Source organism: Parageobacillus sp. NEAU-HV-2 (genome assembly GCF_059115485.1).
Genome location: NZ_JBXUJJ010000002.1, coordinates 1 through 19,139, shown reverse-complemented (window position 1 = coordinate 19,139; position 19,139 = coordinate 1). Strand labels below are relative to the sequence as shown.

Annotated in this window: 22 protein-coding genes and 1 pseudogene; 12 read left to right on the top strand and 11 right to left on the bottom strand. The window is 44.7% G+C overall.

All coding sequences use genetic code 11. The features are described from left to right. Positions 1-67: 67 nt before the first annotated feature. From AC1WMD_RS03630 to AC1WMD_RS03620, 3 genes are read left to right on the top strand one after another with little or no spacing between them, the layout of a single operon-like run. On the top strand, positions 68-1,066 hold the full coding sequence (locus AC1WMD_RS03630) for an ABC transporter substrate-binding protein (protein WP_043905841.1): 999 nt from the start codon (positions 68-70) through the stop codon (positions 1,064-1,066). Positions 1,067-1,083: 17 nt separating this feature from the next. After that, positions 1,084-1,857, top strand: coding sequence for an ABC transporter ATP-binding protein (locus tag AC1WMD_RS03625; RefSeq protein ID WP_043905842.1), 774 nt, complete (start codon positions 1,084-1,086; stop codon positions 1,855-1,857). Continuing rightward, the gene (locus AC1WMD_RS03620; RefSeq protein ID WP_494255982.1) at positions 1,835-2,650 is read left to right on the top strand and encodes an ABC transporter permease; all 816 of its coding nucleotides are present in this window, start codon (positions 1,835-1,837) and stop codon (positions 2,648-2,650) included. Before AC1WMD_RS03625 ends, AC1WMD_RS03620 begins: the two co-directional genes overlap by 23 nt. Here AC1WMD_RS03620 and ytkD read toward each other — a convergent pair. The 4 genes from ytkD to AC1WMD_RS03600 all read right to left on the bottom strand — a co-directional run bounded on the left by ytkD (position 2,647) and on the right by AC1WMD_RS03600 (position 4,987). Next, on the bottom strand, positions 2,647-3,126 hold the full coding sequence (gene ytkD / locus AC1WMD_RS03615) for an RNA deprotection pyrophosphohydrolase (RefSeq protein WP_043905843.1): 480 nt from the start codon (positions 3,124-3,126) through the stop codon (positions 2,647-2,649). The two genes, AC1WMD_RS03620 and ytkD, sit on opposite strands and share 4 nt — an antisense overlap. Before the next feature lie 86 nt (positions 3,127-3,212). Continuing rightward, positions 3,213-3,548, bottom strand: a complete 336-nt coding sequence (locus tag AC1WMD_RS03610; RefSeq protein ID WP_043905844.1) for a hypothetical protein — start codon at positions 3,546-3,548, stop codon at positions 3,213-3,215. A 73-nt stretch (positions 3,549-3,621) separates the two neighbouring features. Beyond that, positions 3,622-4,017 carry a phage holin family protein gene (locus AC1WMD_RS03605; protein ID WP_043905845.1) on the bottom strand — a complete coding sequence of 132 codons (396 nt, stop codon included), beginning with the start codon at positions 4,015-4,017 and terminating at the stop codon, positions 3,622-3,624. 529 nt (positions 4,018-4,546) lie between these two features. Beyond that, a complete protein-coding gene (locus AC1WMD_RS03600) occupies positions 4,547-4,987 on the bottom strand; it encodes a Dps family protein (protein WP_494255981.1) in 441 nt (146 codons plus the stop codon). 251 nt (positions 4,988-5,238) lie between these two features. Here AC1WMD_RS03600 and ytzI point away from each other — a divergent pair, with 251 nt between their 5' ends. After that, positions 5,239-5,376 (top strand): YtzI protein, encoded by a 138-nt coding sequence (ytzI, locus tag AC1WMD_RS03595; RefSeq protein ID WP_088124202.1) that lies wholly within the window; start codon positions 5,239-5,241, stop codon positions 5,374-5,376. A 33-nt stretch (positions 5,377-5,409) separates the two neighbouring features. Here ytzI and AC1WMD_RS03590 read toward each other — a convergent pair whose 3' ends face one another. Then, the gene (locus AC1WMD_RS03590) at positions 5,410-5,883 is read right to left on the bottom strand and encodes an S-ribosylhomocysteine lyase (RefSeq protein ID WP_043906640.1); all 474 of its coding nucleotides are present in this window, start codon (positions 5,881-5,883) and stop codon (positions 5,410-5,412) included. 182 nt (positions 5,884-6,065) lie between these two features. Here AC1WMD_RS03590 and yidD point away from each other — a divergent pair, with 182 nt between their 5' ends. From yidD to AC1WMD_RS03575, 3 genes are all read left to right on the top strand, one after another. Further along, positions 6,066-6,305 carry a membrane protein insertion efficiency factor YidD gene (gene yidD / locus AC1WMD_RS03585; RefSeq protein ID WP_043905847.1) on the top strand — a complete coding sequence of 80 codons (240 nt, stop codon included), beginning with the start codon at positions 6,066-6,068 and terminating at the stop codon, positions 6,303-6,305. 315 nt (positions 6,306-6,620) lie between these two features. Next, the gene (locus AC1WMD_RS03580; RefSeq protein WP_494255980.1) at positions 6,621-7,805 is read left to right on the top strand and encodes a GTP-binding protein; all 1,185 of its coding nucleotides are present in this window, start codon (positions 6,621-6,623) and stop codon (positions 7,803-7,805) included. A 94-nt stretch (positions 7,806-7,899) separates the two neighbouring features. Continuing rightward, positions 7,900-8,838, top strand: a complete 939-nt coding sequence (locus AC1WMD_RS03575; RefSeq protein ID WP_043905849.1) for a metal ABC transporter solute-binding protein, Zn/Mn family — start codon at positions 7,900-7,902, stop codon at positions 8,836-8,838. A gap of 113 nt (positions 8,839-8,951) precedes the next feature. Here the strand turns inward: AC1WMD_RS03575 and AC1WMD_RS03570 are convergent, their stop codons facing one another. Beyond that, positions 8,952-9,248, bottom strand: coding sequence for a DUF2325 domain-containing protein (locus AC1WMD_RS03570; RefSeq protein ID WP_043905850.1), 297 nt, complete (start codon positions 9,246-9,248; stop codon positions 8,952-8,954). A 174-nt stretch (positions 9,249-9,422) separates the two neighbouring features. Between AC1WMD_RS03570 and AC1WMD_RS03565 the strand changes: the two genes are divergently transcribed. Together AC1WMD_RS03565 and AC1WMD_RS03560 are read left to right on the top strand one after the other, a co-directional pair. After that, positions 9,423-9,584, top strand: a complete 162-nt coding sequence (locus AC1WMD_RS03565) for a DUF1540 domain-containing protein (RefSeq protein WP_070104942.1) — start codon at positions 9,423-9,425, stop codon at positions 9,582-9,584. A gap of 90 nt (positions 9,585-9,674) precedes the next feature. Further along, entirely contained in the window at positions 9,675-9,878 is a 204-nt protein-coding gene (locus AC1WMD_RS03560; protein ID WP_043905851.1) for a hypothetical protein, read from the top strand. Between the two features lie 15 nt (positions 9,879-9,893). On the opposite strand, the gene AC1WMD_RS03555 is transcribed toward AC1WMD_RS03560, so the two are convergent. From AC1WMD_RS03555 to AC1WMD_RS03535, 5 genes are all read right to left on the bottom strand, one after another. Next, positions 9,894-11,369 carry an o-succinylbenzoate--CoA ligase gene (locus tag AC1WMD_RS03555; protein ID WP_494255979.1) on the bottom strand — a complete coding sequence of 492 codons (1,476 nt, stop codon included), beginning with the start codon at positions 11,367-11,369 and terminating at the stop codon, positions 9,894-9,896. 201 nt (positions 11,370-11,570) lie between these two features. After that, positions 11,571-12,389: a 1,4-dihydroxy-2-naphthoyl-CoA synthase gene (gene menB / locus AC1WMD_RS03550; RefSeq protein ID WP_043905853.1), complete on the bottom strand. Its 819-nt coding sequence runs from the start codon at positions 12,387-12,389 to the stop codon at positions 11,571-11,573. 1 nt (position 12,390) lies between these two features. Beyond that, positions 12,391-13,200, bottom strand: a complete 810-nt coding sequence (gene menH / locus AC1WMD_RS03545; RefSeq protein WP_494255978.1) for a 2-succinyl-6-hydroxy-2,4-cyclohexadiene-1-carboxylate synthase — start codon at positions 13,198-13,200, stop codon at positions 12,391-12,393. Continuing rightward, positions 13,197-14,951: a 2-succinyl-5-enolpyruvyl-6-hydroxy-3-cyclohexene-1-carboxylic-acid synthase gene (gene menD / locus AC1WMD_RS03540; protein ID WP_494255977.1), complete on the bottom strand. Its 1,755-nt coding sequence runs from the start codon at positions 14,949-14,951 to the stop codon at positions 13,197-13,199. Before menD ends, menH begins: the two co-directional genes overlap by 4 nt. Continuing rightward, a complete protein-coding gene (locus AC1WMD_RS03535; RefSeq protein WP_494255976.1) occupies positions 14,944-16,323 on the bottom strand; it encodes an isochorismate synthase in 1,380 nt (459 codons plus the stop codon). Before AC1WMD_RS03535 ends, menD begins: the two co-directional genes overlap by 8 nt. 168 nt (positions 16,324-16,491) lie before the next feature. Between AC1WMD_RS03535 and AC1WMD_RS03530 the strand changes: the two genes are divergently transcribed. From AC1WMD_RS03530 to AC1WMD_RS03520, 3 genes and pseudogenes are all read left to right on the top strand, one after another. Continuing rightward, positions 16,492-17,427, top strand: coding sequence for a 1,4-dihydroxy-2-naphthoate polyprenyltransferase (locus tag AC1WMD_RS03530; RefSeq protein WP_494255975.1), 936 nt, complete (start codon positions 16,492-16,494; stop codon positions 17,425-17,427). Positions 17,428-17,513: 86 nt separating this feature from the next. After that, positions 17,514-18,278: a yteA family sporulation protein gene (locus AC1WMD_RS03525; RefSeq protein WP_494256289.1), complete on the top strand. Its 765-nt coding sequence runs from the start codon at positions 17,514-17,516 to the stop codon at positions 18,276-18,278. Positions 18,279-18,358: 80 nt separating this feature from the next. Beyond that, positions 18,359-18,976: pseudogene (locus tag AC1WMD_RS03520) on the top strand (AIM24 family protein); the annotation flags it as partial. Positions 18,977-19,139: the final 163 nt, after the last annotated feature.

The following is a 19,139-nucleotide window of genomic DNA, read 5'->3' as shown; positions in this document are numbered from 1 at the left end:
ATTCACACATTTTTTTTGTCTGCATACGATAAGGTGAAGTAAGTTACTTGTTAAGGAGGCCACCTTCATGAAAAAAATCGCCATAATGTCGCTTTTTCTCTTTCTCCTTATTATCCCTCTAGCTGCTTGCAGCCAACAAAAAGAGGAGGAAGTAAAAAAGATACGACTTGCGGAAGTAACTCGCTCTATATTCTATGCGCCGCAATATGTCGCCCTAGAAAAAGGGTTTTTTAAAGAGGAAGGGTTAGACGTGGAACTCACCACCACATGGGGCGGCGATAAAACGATGACTACCCTTCTTTCCGGCGGAGCCGATATTGCCCTTGTCGGCTCGGAAACATCGATTTATGTCTACAGCCAAGGCACGAACGATCCAGTCATTAACTTCGCGCAACTTACACAGACAGACGGGACGTTCCTCGTCTCCCGCCATAAAATTGAGAACTTTACTTGGGATCAGTTGAAAGGCAGCACTTTTCTCGGCCAGCGCAAAGGCGGCATGCCACAAATGGTTGGCGAATTTGTACTGAAAAAACACGGCATTGATCCGCATAAAGATTTAAACCTTATTCAAAATGTTGATTTTGCTAATATCGCCAATGCGTTTGCCAGCGGCACAGGCGATTTCGTCCAGCTTTTTGAACCAACGGCAAGCATTTTTGAAAAGGAAGGAAAAGGGTACATTATCGCCTCATTTGGCACAGAGTCGGGCCACGTGCCATATACCACTTATATGGCAAAACAAAGCTTTATCAATAAAAATAAAGATGCAATTGAAAAATTTACACGCGCTATCTATAAAGCGCAGCAATGGGTAGAGTCGCATAGCGCGGCGGAAGTAGCAAAAGTGATTCAGCCTTACTTTAAAGATACGGATCTTTCCATCATTGAAAAAGTCGTTGACCGCTATAAAAGCCAAGGCACCTATGCGACTAATCCGGTGCTCGATGAAAAAGAATGGAACAACTTGCAAAATATTATGGAAGAAGCGGGCGAACTGCCGAAACATATTGATCACAAAACGCTTGTCGATAATTCATTTGCCAAAAAAGTGATGGCTAAATAACGAAAGCGGGTGAAAAGATGAGCTTTTTAGTCGTCGACCGCGTTTCCCACACTTATTTTACCGAAAAAACTGCCGTGACGGCTCTTGAAAATATATCATTGACCGTAGAGAAAGGAGAATTTGTCTCCTTTCTCGGCCCTAGCGGCTGCGGCAAAACGACGTTGCTTTCCATTATCGCCGCCTTAATTGAACCTACGGAAGGAGCGGTGTTTATCGAAGGGAAAGAATTAGACCGCGCCCGCCCAGCCGCAGGGTATATGCTGCAGCAAGATTATTTGTTTCCTTGGAAAACAATCGAAGAAAATATTTTGCTCGGTTTAAAAATCATGGGAACATTAACGGAAGAAACGAAAAGACGAGCTCTTGATTTGCTTGCCTACATCGGGCTAAAAGGAATCGAATCGTATTATCCTAACCAACTGTCTGGCGGCATGCGCCAGCGGGTCGCACTCGTGCGCACGTTGGCGACAGATCCAAAAATGCTCCTGTTAGATGAGCCGTTTTCTGCCCTTGACCAGCAAACGAAATTAAAACTGGAAGAGTTGGTATGGAAAACATTAAAAGAGTATGGAAAGACAGCGGTGCTTGTCACTCATGACATCGGGGAAGCGATTGCGATGAGCGACCGTATTTTTCTGTTTTCGGCAAAACCGGGACGCATTATGCATACGTTTATGGTTCCCGATGAATTGCGGCGCTTATCGCCATTTGCCGCCCGTCAGCATCCTGCCTTTTCCGTGCTGTTCCAATCCATTTGGAAGGAGCTGGATGAAATTGAAGCAAACCAATGAGCGTATCCAGTCTCTTCATCAGCAATACATCGCTTTACTGAAAAAAGAAAAACGAGTCATTCGCCTGTTTCAGATCGTGATCTTTATCGCCTTTTTCCTCTTATGGGAGGCAGCCAGCCGCTTTCATTGGGTCGATCCGCTATTGTTTAGCTCCCCATCGGCGATTTGGAGTCTATTTGTTGAAAAGCTCGGCGACAACTCGCTTTTGACCCATACGTTCGTTACCATGTTCGAAACCATATTAGGATTTATTATCGGCACGGTGGCCGGTGCATTGTTAGGCGCACTGCTCTGGTGGTTCCCACGCCTATCGAAAACGCTCGATCCGTATTTAGTCGTCTTTAATGCAATGCCAAAAGTGGCGCTCGCTCCTATTCTCATCGTCGCACTCGGTCCCGGATTCACTTCGATCATTGCGATGGGGGTGATTATCTCTGTCATCATCACCACGATTGTTGTTTACTCTTCCTTCCAGGAAGTCGATGCGAACTATTTGAAGGTATTGCAAACATTCGGCGCCACCCGCTACCAATGCTTCAAAGAAGCGGTGCTGCCATCCTCGTTCCCGACGATTATTTCGACGTTAAAAGTCAACGTCGGCTTGTCCTGGGTCGGCGTCATTACCGGCGAATTTCTCGTTTCTAAACAGGGGCTCGGCTATTTGATTATTTATGGATTCCAAGTGTTCAACTTTACATTAGTGTTAATGAGCCTGCTTGTCATTGCCCTGCTGTCAACCGTGATGTATCAGGTCGTCACCATCATCGAAAAGAAATTGATGAAACATCGCTAGAGACGTTCCCGGCACGATAAAGAACGTCTCTTTATTTCTTCTAATGTCCGCGGAAGCACCTCATCTTTCATAATAAAACTAAACCGTTCATCTGTACGGATGTTTTTCGGCAATGTCGGAAGCAGTACCGGGCCGTTTGTTTCTAAATAGGAAGGCTGCTTCGCTATCGATGCGATTTCCGCAAAATAGATGTTTTTTACTATATCCGGTTCAACTTGATATTGGCCGATATAAGTGAGCAAACGAACCAGCCCCCCTGTTTCTTCCTTCACTTCCCGAATCGCCGCTTGCTCCGGCGTTTCTCCCTTTTCTACTTTCCCGCCTGGGAATTCTAATCCGCGTCTCGGATGGTCCGTTAAAAGCCATTGTCCATGATAGCGGCAAATAATCCATACGTGGCCCGGATGCACAGAAAAGGGATGATCGGCAAACGACAACCGCACTCGATTGCCATAATAGTCGCAAAACGTATACATGATTTCCAACCCCGTTTTTGTTTGTCTCTCTTTTCATTATACGACAAAATATTCATCAAAAAAGCCGCCAACAAAAATGGCGACTTTTATGAATCGAGCTCCTCTTCCGGAATGATGCCAAGCGAACGGATATGCGCTTTTGCTTCTTCATTCCCAAGCTTGTAAATCAGCTGATAAATTTTCATTAATGTTCTGTCATAGGCATCATTTTCACGGTCATAATGGTATTGCACATATGGAACGTGGGCGCGAAAAAACGCTTGCAAGTCTGTAGAATAGTTTTGGTCAAAATACTCCCGCAATTGAATAATTTCATCATCTGTCGCTTCAATTTGAAAATCCCATGGGGAAGCGGTTTTTACTTGTGAAATTTCTCCCGATTCCATCGACACATAATACGTTTTTTTTTGCTGCTCCGCCACAGTCGTCATCTCCTTATGATCTTTCGTTTATTGTTTAGTGTGGATGAAGGCAAAAAAAATTATGCTCAAAAAATCACTTTACTTCATCTTTGAACAATTCAATCGCCTTTCGCAAAACCGAGGGAATCGGGACACCCACACGTCCCGTGTTTTCCACAATGGAAATAAATTCATTCGCAATATAGAAAAAAATGATCGTATCGCGAATAAAATGGTTATTCCAGCCAATGGCGATATCTAATAAGTGCGAAACAGCGACTAAAACAAAAATAAGCAGCTTGCGGACAATGCCTCGGAAACCAACTTGACTGGATAGCTTTCCTTCCATCGCACTTGCAATGATTCCGGTGACATAATCGACAGCGACAAAACAAAGCAAAATAATTACTAATGAGTCCATTCCTCCAATGAGAAATGAAACAACGGAGCCTGCTAACGAAAGTCCCAGCATCGATGTGTATTTGTGCATGCTCCCACCTCCTTACAGAAATCTAGCCGAGAAAGCCCATCGGCTTTAGCTATGGGATGAATCGGCTTCGAGTAAGGACTGCCTATGGGCAGTTCCATTGCTCGACATAGTATCGCTTTGGTATAATGAAAACAAGTGGATGTTTCTAACCGCATCGGTATGGGGTTGCTTGAACGGAAAGGTAGACTTTTCAAGCGTAAAACCGATGGAGTCCGTCAAGAAAAAGACGTAAAAACATGTAAGAGAGCCACCTGTGGCAGATGGTGTAGCGTAAGCGATAGTCTGCCAGCCTACGGAGCTATAGGCTCTGCCGTAGGACGGGCTGATGGCACAGCCCTGAACTTGGGCGTTGTCCAAACCAGAAATGGATACGGACGTTAACGACCTAAGAATCCCACGACTTGAGTCGTATGGAGTGTCAAGAATAAGCACTACTATCGTATGCGTAAAGAGGAAAAGCGGTATAGACAACCCCCTAAAAAAAATCACTCCTTCATCAGCGAAGGAGTGATCGGTCATTGTCTAATTTTTACCGTCCGAGAAACGATTTTAACATCCATACATGTTTTTCTAAACTTTGATGAATGCCAAGCAGCATATCTCCAGTTGTTTCATCACCAACTTGATCGGCAACTTTCATTCCTTCTTTTAATTCCCCAATCATTGTTTCAAAATCGCTCACAATGGTCGCCACCATTTGTTCCGCTGATTCTTGTCCAGTCGCCTCTTTGACAGAAGCTTGTTCGAGACATTCCTTCATCGTCGCCACCGGCGCTCCGCCAAGGGCAAGAAGACGTTCGGCGAGTTCATCAATATAATGTGCCGCTTCATTATACAGCTGCTCAAATTTTTCATGGAGCGTAAAAAATTGCGAACCTGTCACATACCAATGATAATTATGCAGTTTAATGTAAAGAACGCTCCAGTTGGCAATTTGTTTGTTTACAATGTCCGTTAATTGCTTAGACATCTCCCATTCCTCCCTAATATGCATTTAGATAACGACGAAACATATTTATAATCAAACTGTATTATTTCCTATTGCCTAATGTACATTACCGACCAATTCTTTCCTCATACCGTATTTACAAGGAAAGGAACGCCATCACAAAACCGTTTCGTTCTCACATTCGAAACATTTACTCATCCATTCGTGCAAAGCATCATCTCACCAATGTGGTGACAATATGTTACAATGAAAAGAAAAAAGGTGAATTAGCAATGTATGTTACTTTAGCAGTATCATTGATCATTGCTGGGCTCATTCTTGCTTTGGCAGTGATTACTACATCAAAAGCATACGAATACAAACATACGATCGACCCTCCTCCTGAAGAGGATGATTCGCAAAATAAGTAAGGCTATCATCAACATGATGATAGCCTTACCAATTTATCCAAATACTTTCTTTAACTCTTCCTTATCTTGCTCCAACCAGAAACGCATGAGCCGCTTTGCCCCTTCGAGGTCATGCAGCTTCGCTTGCCCGCATTGCCGCTCTGTCGCTGCTGGGACTTCAGTCGCGTTTAGTGCTTCTTTCATCGTTTCCTCAAGCAAATCAATGATTTCATCCACTGTCGGCGATCCGCTCACAACAAGATAAAATCCTGTTTGGCAGCCCATCGGCGAAATATCAATGATATCAAAGTGATCGTACTTTTCTGCATGTTTGCGCATCGTATAAGCGAGCAAATGCTCGAGCGTATGAATCGCAGCTGGATCCATCGCCTGCTTATTTGGCTGGCAAAAGCGAATATCGAATTTATTGACGACACCATCGCTTCCAATTTTATGAATGCCGCAATGTCTCACATATGGCGCTTTTACCGCACAGTGATCCAACTCAAAGCTTTCTACTGAAGGCATGTATATCACTCCTACTTCATTTTCTTTTTTCATCATACACTGAAATCCGATTTTTTTCATCCATTTTGTATTGATTCCTTATAAAAGGCAAACGGACGGTTTGCAACACATTATATATGTATTTCTTCCACATTTATGATACATTATGAATGGAACAGTTTGCAGGTTTAGGGGTAAAACAAATGGCAAAAAAATTAGTGATTGCTCTCATTCGTTTTTATCAGATTTTTATCTCGCCGCTTAAGCCGCCGACATGCCGGTTTTATCCGACCTGCTCGCAATACGGGCTAGAGGCGGTGAAACGGTTTGGCGCCATCAAAGGCGGCTGGCTGACGATCAAGCGGATTTTAAAGTGTCATCCATTCCACCCTGGCGGATTTGATCCTGTTCCAGAAAAACAGGAAAACAGCAGGAAGCCGTAGCGGTAATTTATGATATGACATAGTATGAGCTCTTTGCCTTTCATAGCCCCCCTTTCACCACCATACGCAAACAGAAAAACAGCACGTGTTATTACGGCTAGCCCATTTTTGGTTTGCTTTCGGCAAAAAAGAACTTCAGAGTTTTATCCGTTTAAACTCCCTAATTGCTTCCTCCGTTCCAAAGCAAGAGCCTTATGGCTGAAAAAATTTTAAACGTAGGAAACATAACCGTTGCAGTTTGGTTTATTTTCTTGTATGATTAACCGTATTAAATCGTAATGATTACGATTGTCTATTAAGGAGGAGAAAAGAACAATGAGAAAAATACCGGTTACTGTATTAAGTGGCTATCTTGGTTCGGGGAAAACGACGCTTCTCAATCAGATTTTGCATAACCGAGAAGGAAAGAAAATTGCCGTTATTGTGAATGATATGAGTGAAATCAACATTGATGCCGAGCTCATTCGGCAAGGCGGTTTTTCCCGCACGGAAGAAAAGCTCGTGCAAATTCAAAATGGCTGCATCTGTTGTACCTTGCGCGAAGACTTAATCAAAGAGGTCGAAAAACTAGTAGACGCTGGAAACATCGATTATATCGTCATCGAATCGTCGGGAATTAGCGAACCGATTCCTGTAGCCCAAACATTTACATATGTGGACGAACAATTAGGCATTGACCTCACCAAAAAATGCCGTCTCGACACAATGGTGACAGTAGTGGACGCCAACCGGTTTTGGACTGATTTTTCCTCGGGAGAAAGCTTGCTTGATCGAAGACAAGGCATAGACGAAAACGATACGCGTGATGTCGTTCATTTACTTATCGATCAAATTGAATTTGCAGACGTTATTATTATTAATAAAGTCGACCTTGTAAAGTCGGAAACGGTGCAAGAATTAGAAGCGGTGGTGCGAAAGCTGAACCCCGAAGCAAAAATTATTCCAACCGCCCACGGAAAAGTGGCCTTGCATGAAATTTTAGATACAGGTCTGTTTGATTTTGAAAAAGTAAGCCAATCTGCCGGATGGATCAAAGAATTAAACGAAGAGCATACCCCAGAAACCGAAGAATATGGCATTGCTTCTTTTGTTTACCGAAGAAGACGCCCGTTTCATCCAGAACGCTGGATGCAGTGGCTGGAAGATTGGCCTGTGGAAATCGTGCGAGCGAAAGGGTTTTTCTGGCTTGCTTCGCGGAATAATACGTGTTGCCTCTTATCTCAGGCGGGAACTTCGATTATGATGCAAGAAGTCGGAACATGGATTGCTGCTTATCCGGAAGAGGGACGCCAACAAATCTTCCAAGAGGAACCTGAACTTCTTGAAAGATGGGACGATACTTACGGGGATCGCATGACAGAGATTGTTTTCATCGGCATGGACATGAATCGTCAGGAAATCGAAGCCTCTTTGGATGCGTGCTTATTAACAGATGAAGAAATGAGCCGAGATTGGACGATGTTTGTCGATCCATTCCCTACATCTAATTCTTTGGCATAATGATCATTTTTAGTTCCCAAATCGTAATGATTACGATATAATAACAATGGCCTTGTTGTGACGCCTATATTTTATAGTGAGGAAGGGAATTGCTATGAAAATAAAATCACTTCTTTTGTCGCTGCTGCTTGTTATCTCTGGCCTTTTATATGGTTGTAGCGGAGAAACGAAGGAGCAGCAAGGCAAAAAAGAAAAAGACGTTTTAACAATTTATACGACTGTTTATCCGCTTCAAGACTTTACAGAAAAAATTGGCGGAAAATATGTACATGTACAAAGCATTTATCCTCCAGGTGTCGAAGCGCATACATTCGAACCCTCAACAAAAACGATGAAGCAATTAGCTGATGCTGACGCGTTTATTTATATAGGACAAGGGATGGAAGGCTTCGCCGATAAAGTAAAAGAAACATTAAAAAACGAACGGGTTCATTTTCTCGCTGCCACTGAAGGGATCGGCTTGCTAGACTCCACCCATGAAGAGCACGAAGATGAACATGAGCATCACGGCGATAAAGACCCGCACGTCTGGCTTGACCCGATTCGTTCCATCACCATGGCGGAAAATATCCGTGATTTGCTCATTGAGCTAAAACCGGAAGAGAAAGAAACATTCATGAAAAACTTTGAAATCCTGAAAGCCAAACTAGAAAATCTTGACCGGCAATTCCAAATGGTCGTTGATCAATCTCCAAAAAAAGAAATTCTCGTAGCACATGCAGCTTACGGATATTGGGAAGACCGTTATGGCATTAAACAATTGAGTGTTTCCGGGCTTTCACCGACAAACGAGCCATCACAAAAAGAACTGGCCGAAATTATTAACAAAGCAAAACAGCATCATATCAAGTATGTTATTTTTGAGCAAAATATTACCCAAAAAATCGCTAATATCGTCCAAAAGGAAATCGGTGCTGACTCTCTTCGTCTGCACAACTTAGAATCACGAACTTCCAAAGACGTAAAAGAAAATAAAGACTATTTCGCTCTCATGGAAGACAATATTCGTGTCCTACAAAAAGCACTGCAATGAAAACAATAGTCTGCCTCAACGAACGAGGCGGACTATTTTTATTGTAGCCCGTCCTTCCTCTTACTTTTTCATATTCCACGAATTAATAATTGGTTCATGGATTAAATGTAACTCTATCCCAATTTTTCCGTCTCTAATTGTTGAATAACGGAATGAATCGAGCTCCACGAACGTTTGACAAAATAAATCGGTTTTTCCTTGCTTTTCGCCTTTTGCTTTATCTTCTTGGCTAAATTATGATTGATGTAATCCGTCATAACAAACACGATATCGACATGTTCAGGAATATCCCTTTTTACCATATTCACTTTTCGACCATCAACATGGATGATCTCTTGAAATCCGGAATCCATCAGTTTATCGGCAATGTTTCCTAAATGGTCTGCGCCTACCACTAATAACGATGCCATTGGGATCCCCCCTATTTCCTTTTCTTGCTTTCATTTTAATTGAGAATGATTTTCTATGTCAATGATAATGATAAATATTTTCAATAAAACTGTTGAATGTTTCCTTCATAACATTTTCGCAAACGTCCAAACTAAAGGTGTAGTTTATTTTCTTACTAACGGGGAGGAATAAAGATGGCAAAAGATGTTCTTTGCGAAGTAAAAAACTGCCAATATTGGGCCCAAGGAAACCGGTGCAGTGCGGAATCGATTTATGTCGTGAGCCATATGGGGAAAATAGCATCCGATTCGAAGGAAACGGACTGCAAAACATTTACCCCTGCAGACAATGCATAACTATCTTAATTTGATGCGCTGTCTTTTTGGCTTACTGAGCGGCCAAAAAGATAGCGCTTACATAGTTTATTTAAAGAGAGGCGACGTATTGTGGCAAAAAGAGACAGCTTAATTAAAGCATTTAAAGAAGAAGTAAAACGGACAAATCCAATGACATTTCCGATCTGCGTCGACTCATTTACAAATTTATGGCAATATGAATTTGGCTCTTTGGACAATCTGCCGCCGGAAGTGGAAAAACTGATCGCCTATCGCGCGCTCGAATTAGGCTTAATGGACGAAGACGGATTTTAACAACGGGGCTTGTCATCAAGCCCCGTTGTTATCATTAGGTATGAGCGATTTTAACTGGCGGCGCAACAATTTTTGCGATGCGTTGCGCGGAAGCTGGTCGACAAAATAAATTTGTTTTGGAACTTTATATTTGGCTAAACGTTCCTGGCAAAACTGTTTTAGCTGTTCGGCGGTGATGGAATAGCCGCTTTTTTGTTTGACAAACGCACATGGCACTTGCCCCCATGTTTCATCTTCGATTCCGGTTACTCCTGCTTCTTCCACCGCCTCATGAGAAAGAAGCACCGCTTCGACTTCCGCGGGATACACATTCTCCCCGCCAGAAATAATTAAATCAGAGCGGCGGTCTAATACGTATAAAAATCCATCTTCATCGACATACCCGATATCTCCGGTATAAAACCAGCCATCCCGAATTGCTTCTTTTGTCGCCTCTTCCCGGTGCAAATACCCTTTCGTCACATTTGGCCCTTTTACGACAATTTCCCCCGCTTCATACGGACGGGCCGGTTGCCCATCTTTTTCAATACGAAGCTGCGCAGGAAAAAGAGGTTTTCCTGCGGAACCGAGCTTTGTTAAACTATATTCTGGCGCCAATGTGACAATTTGCGATGCTGTTTCCGTCATGCCGTACGTCTGATAAACAGGTATTGCCTTTTCTTTGCATGCCTCTAGCAGCGGCTTGGGTGCAGGCCCGCCGCCAAGCAGCATGCAGCGAAACGTTTCTGGATACCGCTTTTCGCCAAGATCGGCAAGCATTTTTTGCAGCATCGCTGTGACGACGGACATGATCGTCACTTTCCCGTCCATGATTAAATCATTTGCTTTTTGCGCATCAAAGGAAGGCATCACATACATGCCCATCCCGTATATGATGCTTCTCATCATAATCGACAAACCGCTGATATGAAACAGTGGAACAGCGGCAAGCCAGCAATCATTTTCATGCAACCCTAAATTTAACGCCGAGCCGATGGCGCTCCACCAATGATTGCCGTACGTTTGCAGTACTCCTTTTGGCTTTCCCGTCGTTCCTGACGTATACATAATGGTGGCGACATCATCGAAATGATAATGCGATTGAAACTTCACGTCTATCTCCGGCAATGCCGACAATTCGTCTATTGTCATCACGCGGATGTCTGCCTCAACAAGGCCTGCCAGCTCCTCATCGGCAATCACGCATACGGCGCCGCTATCATTTAATTGCCACGCAAGCTCATGAGAAGTTAAACGTATATTTTGCAATAGCGCGATGGCTCCGATATAATGGAGCGCATGGATCATTTCCACCATCGCAATGCTGTTTTTCATCAACACCGCGATGATATCCCCTTGGCGCACCCCTATGCTTGCCAATTGCCGCGCCCGTTTTACTACAGACTCGTGAAGTTCGGCAAACGTCTTTTTCTGCCGCCCATCATCGACAGCAAGGCGTTGTGGCGTTAAAAAAGCACGTTGCATCAACCAGTTTGGTATGGCTGTTTGCATGATGGCACTCTCCTTCTTTCCATAAAGAAACAGCTTGATGAAATACATCAAGCTGCTTTGGCAAAACTTGCCTTCCGCTTTTCTTATTGTCTAGCTCCAGGCGCCATCGGCTCGCGACGCTTCGGCCCCGCTGTGGCGGCAACGGCCTCCTCGCGGGTCCTCCAGCGCGTGTCGCCGATATGCAGGCGCCTTCCGCTTTTCTTACGGAAAACGCGGAAATTGTTGAAAGTTTGGTTTGCGTTTTTCTTTAAACGCATCTCGTCCTTCTTTAGCTTCCTCGGTCGTGTAGAACAATAATGTCGCGTCACCGGCCAGCTGCTGAATGCCGGCTAACCCATCAGAATCGGCGTTAAACGCTGCTTTTAAGAAGCGGATCGCTGTCGGGCTTTTTTCTAAAATTTCCTGCGCCCACTTGACGGTCTCTTCTTCCAGTTGCTCGAGCGGCACTACTTTATTGACAAGACCCATTTCCAGCGCTTCCTGTGCCGTATATTGGCGGCATAAATACCAAATTTCACGCGCTTTTTTATGGCCGACAATCCGCGCTAAATAGCCAGCGCCATATCCACCGTCAAAGCTTCCTACTTTTGGACCAGTTTGTCCAAAAATTGCGTTGTCTGCCGCAATCGTTAAATCACATACAACATGCAATACATGACCACCGCCGATTGCATACCCCGCCACCATCGCGATAACTGGTTTTGGGATCACGCGAATCAACCGTTGCAAATCCAATACATTTAAGCGTGGAACTTGGTCGTCGCCGACATAGCCGCCGTGACCGCGAACCTTTTGGTCTCCGCCAGAACAGAACGCTTTTCCGCCTGCTCCCGTTAAAATGATCACACCGATTTTGGAGTCATCACGCGCATACGAAAAGGCGTCGATCATTTCAGCAACCGTTTTTGGACGGAACGCGTTATGTACTTCTGGACGATTAATGGTGATTTTGGCAATGCCGTTATACGTTTCATATATAATATCTTCGTACTCGCGTTCCTTCACCCATTCAATAGCCATTTTACTCTCCTCCTCTAATGAACTCACTTACTATTTTAGCAAAAATCTCTCGTTGTTCCACATGAATTGCATGTCCCGCTTGGGAAACGGTGACCATTTTGCAATCTGGCAGGTGCTCTTTCATTTCTTCCGCGATCCGGCAAAACTTTTCATCCCAATCTCCGCATATCAGTAACGTCGGCGTGTTCACTTCCGGCAACCGATCCCACCATGAAGGCTGTCTTCCGGTCCCCATTCCGCGCAGGCTATTGGCTAGCCCGGTTTTATTATTTTTCAACCTTTCCTTACGTATTTCCTCCTGAACGCTAAACGGCAGACGCTTTTGCGACGCAAACAACGGCAGCTTTTCCCATGTTTCCACAAATGCCGCCACTCCGTATTGTTCTATTTCCTTTGCCAACGCCTCATCATTTTCACGCCGCTTCCATCTTTCCTGCTCCGTCTTTAAACCAGGGGAACTGCTCTCAAGCACCAACTTGCGAACACGATGAGGATAAAGGATCGTAAACGTTAACGCGAGCCGTCCTCCCATCGAATACCCTAACACATGGACGTCCTCTACATGAAGATGGCGCAACAGTTCATCAAGATCCGCGGCTGCTTGCTCGATTTCATACCGCGCTGGGTCATGCGGAGAATCGGTAAGACCATGGCCGATGATATCGACCAGAATCAAACGAAATTCCCGCCAATACGGGAAAAACGGTTTCCACGTTTCCATGCTTCCAGTAAATCCATGCAAGAGCAAAAGCGGCTCGCCATTCCCATATTGTTCGACATGATAGGAAACGCCATTCACCAAAATGTTCATGCCATTCTCCTTTTTTCGAGAAATTCCGCTATTTCCTGGGAAACCCTTTCCCACAAAAGACGATGGGTTTTTACATTCGTCTCCCTGGATGTACATACCTCAATCACATGAAGACCATCGGTTGTCAGCGATCGGGAAACATGATGGCGAAATTCGTCCCATGTTTTGCTGTTTTGGTAATTCCCTTCGTACATGCGAACAGTGTGCACAAATTGTAAATCGGTCGGCGTGCCAAACAGCATTTCGAAATGTTTTTTATAGTTTGCTTGCGGCAGGAACGAGAAAATCCCGCCGCCATTATTATTAAGAACGATAACCGTCGCGTTCAATCCATGCATTTTCGCCGCCAACAGTCCGTTTAAGTCATGATAAAAGGAAAGATCGCCGATGACAAGCACGAGCGGTTCGGCAACGGCGCTGACCCCTAGCGCGCTCGACACGACGCCGTCAATTCCGTTGGCGCCGCGATTCGCCAATACGCGGATTTGCTTGTCTGTCGTAAAGAAAAAGGTATCGGCATCACGAATCGGCATACTATTGCCGACAAATAAAGTAGCACCGCTTGGCAGCAGTTGTAAAAGTTCGGTAAACACTTTTCCTTCAAATAATTCACTGTCCGCCGGTTCCTCTAGGAGAACGGATTTCGCAATATCGTTGACCGCTTTCCAAGTTGCGCACCATTCGCTTTTTGTCGATTTTCGCTCCGCCATTTCGATGAGTTGGCGGCAAAACTCCACTTCATCACAGTGTATCATATAGGATGCCATCAATGTCGGTTCCCGCCATCCTCCGCCGCCATCTACTACAATTTGCCGGATGGATGGATATCGTTTCAGCAGCAGAAATAACGGTTTGGAAACCGGCATGGCGCCAAAACGAATCACGACATCCGGCACGAATGCGGCAGCCGTTGTTTCATCTTTTAATATCGCATCATAGCAATCAATAATATACTGTTTGGAATGAGGACCGCTGCGCAGCTGGGAAAGCGGGTCCGCTAAAATCGGATAATCGAGCATTTCCGCTAACTCGGTAACCACCTCGGCAAATTCCGGGTAGTCCATTGGTCCGCAGATAATTAATCCTTTTTCGATGGAAGCGAGCTGGTGATATAATTGCTCAAGCTGTTTCCTATCGACGGTTACTTTTCCGACAATAACCTTTGTATAAGACGGCTCTTTCGCTTCGATTTGTTGCCATGTTGCTTCCTCGATATTCGGCACAAGCGGTTCACGAAGTGGAAAGTTCAGATGAACAGGCCCCGCCGGAGCACTCATCGCGATGCCTGCTGCCCTTGCTGCCACCGTCCTTGCATAACGAAGCATCTCTGGTGTTCTTTCCGGAAGAGCCATTTCAACAAACCATTTTGCATACTTTCCATATATATTTAACTGATCGATGGCCTGTGGCGCGCCAACGTCGCGCAATTCGTGCGGACGGTCCGCCGTAACGACGATAAGAGGGATTCGTGAGTAATACGCCTCCACTAGCGCCGGAAAATAGTTGGCAACCGCCGTTCCTGACGTACAAAGAAGGGCGACCGGATGCCGTTTTGCTTTTGCCATACCAAGGGCAAAAAAGGCGGCAGAACGTTCATCTAAGTTCATATGTATGCGCATTTCCGGATGCTCCGCCATCACGATCGCTAGCGGGGTCGAGCGCGATCCTGGACTGACGACAACATCTCGTACCCCCGTTTTTGCTAATTCATCCACAAACGCGGCAATATATAAGGTTAGTGACTCATTCATCTTGTCCCACTCCTAACGCCGATAACATTGGGGTAAATTTCACTTTCGTCTCCTCATACTCGCTGATAGGGTCGGAATCGCCGACGATACCGCATCCAGCAAAAATCGATACGTCTTGTCCTTGCAGCAGACCTGAACGGATGGCCACGGCAAATTCCCCGTTCCCTTCCGCATCCATCCAGCCGATTGGACCGGCATACCATCCTCTGTCTAACGGCTCCACCTCGCGGATTTCTTTGACTGCTGCTTCCCGCGGTGTCCCACCTAACGCAGGGGTTGGATGCATCTTCGCAATCATCGATAAAATAGAGGAAGCGCGGCAATGCTCCCCAACAACCGGCGTATATAAATGTTGAATGTTCGGCAATTTTAACAGCTGTGGAGAAGGTGGCATGTGGACGCGTTCGCAAACCGCTTCCATCGCTTCTTTAATCATTTGGACAACAAAGTGATGTTCATGAAGATTTTTTTCGTCATTCAGCAGCCACTCGCCAAGCTGTTCGTCTTCTTGAACGTTTTTTCCCCGACGGATCGATCCCGCTAAACAAGTGGAGTAACATACATCGCCTTCCTTTTTTACCAACTGCTCCGGAGAAGCGCCAATAAAGCATTGCCCTTCCTGTTCAAACGCAAACAGATAACTAAACGGCTGTTGCTCACGTAGCTGCTGGAGCACTGCGCTTGCCTCCACCTGATTCGCAAACGATAAACGCGCCTCCCGCGCTAGCACTACTTTATCGAACTTTCCGCTGTGAATCTTGGCGATCATTTGTTTCACTGTATCAAGCCATTGTTCCGTTTGTATTTCTTCATATTTTATCAAAGAAGGCAAAGAATGGATTGACGCCTGTCCTTCATGCAACAAATGAAGCAACATCTCTATTTTTTCTACAGTTTCTGCACTTTGTCCGGAACGCACCGTCACGGTTAACGTCGCTTTTCCACCTTTGCTCGCTAAAAGAACGGCTGGCACTATCATTTTCGCATGCGGAAAGGCACGCCATTTTTCCGTGCGCGGTTTGTACGGATCAAACGAAAAACCTCCGAATAGGATAGGAACTGTTTTTGTCCCATTGGAATAAAAAGCTGATTGTTCAATCCATTGTTTCCATTTCGTTTCAACCGTATGAAACCGCTCTTCTTTTTCTGCTGTTTCAATCACATACGTGCAGCCAAGCCCAACATAAATGGTTTCACTGGTGCGATCCATCCAAAAAAAACGCTCACGGAAAGAGCACTTTGGTCCTAATGAAAAAAAATAAACCGGGTCTACATCGTTCAATTCCTCCGTCCAACTAATAAACGGCCGCTTTGCTTTTTTTTCGATGAGATGCAGTTGTTCGCGAATTTTATGCTGATGTAAAATTGCCACTGTAATCCCGCTTTCTTCATTAAGTTTATTGCCTATTTCCTATTTTCCATTATATATAATAGGAAACAATTTATCTATTCGAAAGGGGTTGACACACTATAAACGTTTTCCTACACTTATTGTGAACGTTTATGAATACTATTTTATCCGAATATGAGGGGTATGATTATGCAACCATCATTGCAAACAGAGCGCTGTTCATCGGTCCACCGTCGCCGCGATTGGCGTGTTTGGTGGAGGCTTACCCGTCCACATACATTGACTGCTGCATTTGTGCCTGTTTGTATCGGCACTGTATTAGCACTTCATGAAACAACCATTCGCATCTCTTTATTTATCGCGATGCTTGTGGCTTCTTTATTGATTCAGACAGCCACCAATATGTTCAATGAATATTACGACTACAAGCGTGGGCTCGACTCTCCGGAATCGGTAGGAATTGGCGGGGCGATTGTCCGTGAAGGAATACCCCCAAAAACCGTTTTATGTTTAGCCATTGCATTATTTGCTGTCTCAACACTAATCGGTGTCTATATCTGCATGAATAGTAGCTGGTGGCTTGCATTGATCGGCTCCATCTGTATGGCAGCGGGATATTTCTATACAGGCGGCCCGGTGCCGATTGCGTATACCCCGTTTGGCGAACTTGCAGCTGGATTTTTCATGGGACTGTTAATTATTCTCATTTCCTTTTTCATTCAAACCGGCGAAGTAACAAAAACGGCGATTCTCATCGCAACGCCGATTGCCATTTTAGTTGGGGCGATTTTACTCGCCAATAATATCCGCGACCTTGATGGAGATAAAGAAAAAGGAAGAAAAACACTGGCGATTTTAGTCGGTCGTAATAATGCAATCCGCATTCTTGCCGGTATGTTTGTCGTTTCGTTTATTTGGATGGCGGTGCTGGCTTTCTCCCATATCGTTTCTTTTTGGACGCTGCTTGTCTTTTTCAGCATCCCAAAAGCAGCTGCTGCGGCAAAAGGGTTTATCGGCAAGACGAAACCAATTGAAATGATGCCAGCAATGAAAGCAACGGCACAAACGAATACACAATTCGGGTTTCTATTGACCATTGGTCTACTGATTAGCCATTGGCTGTAACACGGTTGGAAATAAGCCGTGTTTTTTTTTATTTTTGGTTCATACTACAAGGTAAACGGTTTATTTTTAGGAAGGAGTTAATCATGATGTTAACGAATGAACAACTAGCCGCCTTCCGCAAACAACTTCTTCAAGCAAAACAGGAAATTCAAGAACGACTGCAAAATAACGATCATTTTGGCAAACTGCGAAGCCATGCCCACGATGCGGTCGGCGAACTTGCAAGCTATGACAACCACCCTGCGGACGAGGCAACCGAGCTATATGAGCGGGAAAAAGATATCGCACTGAATGAACATACGGAACGGGAACTAAAAGAGATTGAACATGCACTTCAAGCGATGGACAACGGCACATACGGTATCTGTGAAGTTTGCGGCAGAGCGATCCCTTATGAGCGTCTGCAGGCGCTCCCAACGACCACCTTTTGTAAAGAGCACAGCCCTGATCAAACCGTTTCGCAAAAGCGGCCGCTAGAAGAAGGCGTGTTGATGCCTCCGTTTGGAAAGTTTGATTTGGATGACCGCGATGAATCGGTGGCATATGACGCAGAAGATGCCTGGCAGGAAGTCGCGCGTTACGGTTCCTCCGATACGCCTTCCGATTTAGGAAAAAATGTTGATTATTATGGCGAAGTGTACGCCGAATCCGAGGAAAATGTCGGATATGTCGAAGACTTGGAAAATTTCGCGGCAGTCGACTTATACGGAAAAAATGTAAAAGTATATCCAACCAAAGAACATGAGCAACTCGAAAATATTTTAGATGATGAAGGAATAATGTCCAATATTGGTGATTTGCCCGCCTATGAAAAAGATCCTTATACAGAAAAAGAAGACCATCACCGTTGATGGTCTTTTTTTGAAACAAAAAGTAATCCTGGCCCGTATAAAGAATATAGCGTAGAAATGATAAGATGGAGGAGAAAAACATGAACGCACATGAAATTGACTACAAATTATATGGCGATGACATGCAATTTGTGGAAATTGAACTAGACCCGCAGGAAAGCGTCATCGCCGAAGCAGGCGGAATGATGATGATGGAAGACGGAATCACGATGGAAACCGTATTTGGAGACGGTTCCCATTCCGGAAAAGGGTTTTTGAACAAATTGGTTGGAGCGGGGAAACGATTATTAACAGGAGAAAGTTTATTTATGACGGTGTTTACGAACAACAGCACTGGAAAGCGCCGCGTTTCGTTTGCCGCCCCATACCCTGGAAAAATTATTCCGATGGACTTAAGCGAGCTTGGCGGCAAAGTGATTTGCCAAAAAGATGCCTTTCTTTGTGCAGCCAAAGGCGTTTCGGTCGGCATCGATTTTCAGCGCAAACTTGGAACCGGCTTTTTCGGCGGCGAAGGATTTATTATGCAAAAACTCGAAGGGGATGGGCTCGCCTTTTTGCATGCAGGCGGAACCATTTACAAGCGTGAGCTGCAGCCTGGTGAGAAATTGCGCATTGACACCGGCTGCCTTGTGGCGATGACAAAAGAAGTTGATTACGATATCGAATATGTCGGCAAAATTAAAACCGCCTTTTTTGGTGATATGATCCCCTTATAGTAGACAGAAAAAAGAAAGCCAATTAATCTGTCTACTATGGAGGGGATTTTTCTATGGGAAAAATACGAAAAACATATGATGCAAAGTTTAAAAAGAAAGCTGTGGATTTATATTTGAAAGAGGGCATGGGCTATAAAACGGTGGC

Excerpts from the sequence above, each read along its gene's own strand:
- AC1WMD_RS03570 (WP_043905850.1), bottom strand. The coding sequence starts at position 9,248 with ATGGCATCGTTATTAGTGGTAGGCGCAGACCATTTAGGAAACATTGCC.
- AC1WMD_RS03630 (WP_043905841.1), top strand. The coding sequence starts at position 68 with ATGAAAAAAATCGCCATAATGTCGCTTTTTCTCTTTCTCCTTATTATC.
- AC1WMD_RS03555 (WP_494255979.1), bottom strand. The coding sequence starts at position 11,369 with ATGCAAACAGCCATACCAAACTGGTTGATGCAACGTGCTTTTTTAACG.
- AC1WMD_RS03580 (WP_494255980.1), top strand. The coding sequence starts at position 6,621 with ATGAGAAAAATACCGGTTACTGTATTAAGTGGCTATCTTGGTTCGGGG.
- AC1WMD_RS03565 (WP_070104942.1), top strand. The coding sequence starts at position 9,423 with ATGGCAAAAGATGTTCTTTGCGAAGTAAAAAACTGCCAATATTGGGCC.
- menH (WP_494255978.1), bottom strand. The coding sequence starts at position 13,200 with ATGAACATTTTGGTGAATGGCGTTTCCTATCATGTCGAACAATATGGG.
- AC1WMD_RS03530 (WP_494255975.1), top strand. The coding sequence starts at position 16,492 with ATGCAACCATCATTGCAAACAGAGCGCTGTTCATCGGTCCACCGTCGC.
- yidD (WP_043905847.1), top strand. The coding sequence starts at position 6,066 with ATGGCAAAAAAATTAGTGATTGCTCTCATTCGTTTTTATCAGATTTTT.
- menD (WP_494255977.1), bottom strand. The coding sequence starts at position 14,951 with ATGAATGAGTCACTAACCTTATATATTGCCGCGTTTGTGGATGAATTA.
- AC1WMD_RS03590 (WP_043906640.1), bottom strand. The coding sequence starts at position 5,883 with ATGCCTTCAGTAGAAAGCTTTGAGTTGGATCACTGTGCGGTAAAAGCG.
- AC1WMD_RS03620 (WP_494255982.1), top strand. The coding sequence starts at position 1,835 with ATGAAATTGAAGCAAACCAATGAGCGTATCCAGTCTCTTCATCAGCAA.
- AC1WMD_RS03575 (WP_043905849.1), top strand. The coding sequence starts at position 7,900 with ATGAAAATAAAATCACTTCTTTTGTCGCTGCTGCTTGTTATCTCTGGC.
- AC1WMD_RS03605 (WP_043905845.1), bottom strand. The coding sequence starts at position 4,017 with ATGCACAAATACACATCGATGCTGGGACTTTCGTTAGCAGGCTCCGTT.
- AC1WMD_RS03625 (WP_043905842.1), top strand. The coding sequence starts at position 1,084 with ATGAGCTTTTTAGTCGTCGACCGCGTTTCCCACACTTATTTTACCGAA.
- AC1WMD_RS03525 (WP_494256289.1), top strand. The coding sequence starts at position 17,514 with ATGTTAACGAATGAACAACTAGCCGCCTTCCGCAAACAACTTCTTCAA.
- AC1WMD_RS03600 (WP_494255981.1), bottom strand. The coding sequence starts at position 4,987 with ATGTCTAAGCAATTAACGGACATTGTAAACAAACAAATTGCCAACTGG.
- ytkD (WP_043905843.1), bottom strand. The coding sequence starts at position 3,126 with ATGTATACGTTTTGCGACTATTATGGCAATCGAGTGCGGTTGTCGTTT.
- menB (WP_043905853.1), bottom strand. The coding sequence starts at position 12,389 with ATGGCTATTGAATGGGTGAAGGAACGCGAGTACGAAGATATTATATAT.
- ytzI (WP_088124202.1), top strand. The coding sequence starts at position 5,239 with ATGTATGTTACTTTAGCAGTATCATTGATCATTGCTGGGCTCATTCTT.